Genomic DNA, 1,488 nt, shown 5'->3' with positions numbered 1-1,488 from the left:
GCTGCTGTCAAAAAAGTGCTGGATTTAGAAGCAGATGTTTGGCTGTTACCAGAAACATCTTTGAAAATTCTCACAACAATGGAAACAAATTTAAGAGCAGCATGGAGACAAGAACAAGCCATTGGTCGTGAATTAAGTTTATCGTGGTGGATTTCAAAACTAATGATTTCTGGTGTCCAAAAAGTCATTGCCATTACCCCAACACAAGACAGTATGGTTTGTGATGAAGAAATTTTATCGATTGGAAAAATCACCTTAAACTTCAAAGGACGTGCCCGCTAATGGTTGGTTCCCTCCTTCCCACAAACGCGACAGAATTTGAAAAGCGCCTTGCCGATGCTTGCGATTTTCATCAAGATATTGATGGTTCTGTTTTGGGGATTTCACGCGCAAAACTGATCACACGCCCTCCCCGTTTCTTGCCGTGGTTGNTCTGTTTTGGGGATTTCACGCGCAAAACTGATCACACGCCCTCCCCGTTTCTTGCCGTGGTTGATTGAAGAATACGGGCTTGGTGAACTGACACCTTATGTTCCAAACCTCTATGATTTGATTGATCAAGGGCTTCAATGGCAGAGGATACGTGGCTCCCTTGCGGCAATAGAGATAGGGCTTGAATGGCTAGAGATTACAGCACGCTTTCAACCCGCCTGGACGGGGCGCGCATGGTGGAATTCCTTTCAACTTGATTTTGATCAGTTGCCTGAACGCAAAAGCCTTGAAGCCATTGAAGCGATTACCGACCTTTCCAAAAGTTTGCGCTCTGATTTTCGTCGTGGGACCTATGGTTATGATGTGCAAGCTGTTGAATGCAATATGTCACGGCTTGATGACAGCATGTTGGAGTATGAAAGCGGTGTTCGCTTAACAGCTGGGGACACTTTGTTTTCCTTTGGGCGCACAACAGAAATCAATCATACCCTCACAAAAGAAGAAGGCAAGCTTATTGGCAATTGGATTGATGACTTTGACGAGGAGTTAAGCTGGGAACAAATCGATTATCCATGGGACATGGCAAATTTTCCGTGGTGTTCGGTCAAAAAACATGAACGCGATATACTCATGGCAGAGTGGTTTAGCAACCGCACGCTTTATCTTGTGGTAAGAGACAGCCAAAATAGCGTGATTGGGTATCGCAGATGCTATGCTGTAGCGCCTGTCGAACAAGCTTTGGAGGGTGTTTACAGCCATTGTGGCGGCCGATTCCAGCCCTCCTCGCTGGGCACGGCGCTTTTTCTGGCAGGACGCACAGATTTTCATGATGTTGACGGGAAACAAGCAGCTTTTGTTTCCATTCTCGTTCACGGCATTCCCAAACAAGATGTCCCCCTTGATATCCCCCTAGGCAAGCTTTGGTGTGATGCCAATGAACTAAATGGCGGTGTAGAGATACTCAAAACGCCCATTAATATTCCTTTGCGTGCCGATGTTCGCGAACAATTCAAGATTTTATTGAGGTTTTAATATGAAGCATGAAAGTGGTTTACC

At 45.5% G+C, this 1,488-nt stretch carries 2 pseudogenes; both read left to right on the top strand.

The window, feature by feature from the left end:
* Nucleotides 1–282, top strand: a pseudogene (locus tag ACFILD_RS04405) (baseplate assembly protein); the annotation flags it as partial.
* Nucleotides 282–1,464 (top strand): annotated as a pseudogene (locus ACFILD_RS04400) (phage tail protein). The pseudogenes ACFILD_RS04405 and ACFILD_RS04400, both read left to right, overlap by 1 nt.
* Nucleotides 1,465–1,488: the final 24 nt, after the last annotated feature.

It is taken from the genome of Bartonella sp. CL162QHHD, assembly GCF_042195435.1.
In the GTDB taxonomy this organism is placed as follows: Bacteria; Pseudomonadota; Alphaproteobacteria; order Rhizobiales; family Rhizobiaceae; genus Bartonella.
The sequence above is the reverse complement of the archived record's forward strand: the minus strand, read 5'-3'. Positions and strand labels throughout refer to the sequence as shown.